Source organism: Streptomyces sp. HSW2009, assembly GCF_040240285.1.
Taxonomy (GTDB): Bacteria; Actinomycetota; Actinomycetes; order Streptomycetales; family Streptomycetaceae; genus Streptomyces.
Genome location: NZ_JBEHZD010001080.1, coordinates 1 through 911 on the forward strand (window position 1 = coordinate 1; position 911 = coordinate 911).

1 protein-coding gene is annotated in these 911 nt (G+C 74.1%); it reads right to left on the reverse strand.

All coding sequences use genetic code 11. From position 1 onward, the window contains the following. Positions 1-911 (reverse strand): 3-oxoacyl-ACP reductase FabG (gene fabG / locus AAHZ94_RS34645; RefSeq protein WP_349997639.1); only part of this gene is annotated, 911 nt, incomplete at both ends.

Consider the following 911-nt stretch of genomic DNA (forward strand, 5'->3'; position numbering starts at 1 on the left):
CGCCGCCCCCTCCCCCCCCCCCCCCCCCCCCCGGGCGGCCCCCCCCGCCCCCCCCACCCCCCACCCCCCCCCCCCCCCCAAACAAACCCCCCCCCCCCCCCCCCCCCCCCCCCCCACCGCGGGCCCCCCCCCCCCCCCCCGGGGGGGGCGCGGCCCCCCCCCCCACTCCGCCGTCGATCTCGATGACCTCGCCGGTGATGTACCGGGCGCGGTCGGAGACCAGGAAGGACACCAGGTCGGCGACCTCGTCGGCGCCGCCGTAGCGCTTCATCGGGATGGACTTCAGCGCCTGGGCGCGGATCTTCTCCGGCAGCGCCTCGGTCATGTCGGTCTCGATGAAGCCGGGCGCCACGACGTTGACCCGGATGCCGTAGCCGGCGACCTCCTTGGCCAGCGACTTGCTCATGCCCTGGATACCGGCCTTGGAGGCCGAGTAGTTGGACTGGGTGGCGTGGCCGTAGACCCCGGAGATCGAGGACATGTTGACGATGACGCCGGCCTTGGCCTTCATGTAGTCGAAGACCACCGAACGGCAGAAGTTGAACGTGCCGTTCAGGTTGGTGTCGATGACCGTCTGCCAGTCCTCCGGCGGCATCAGCACCATCGGGTTGTCCCGGACGATGCCCGCGGAGTTGACGAGGACGGTGACCGGGCCGAGGGCGGCCTTGGCGTCCTTGACGAACGCCTGCACCGCCTCGTAGTCGGACACGTCGCACGGCGCGTGGTAGACCTGCGCGCCCTTCTCGCGGATGAGCTTCTCGGTCTCGGCCGCCGCGTCGTTGCCGCTGCGGTAGCAGAACGCGATGTCGTAGCCGTCGGCGGCCAGTTGTACGGCGGTGGGGCGGGCCCGGGCCCGCGCGCCCCCCGGGGCCCACGCCCACGGGGGCGCGGGGGGGGGGCCCGGGGCGGGG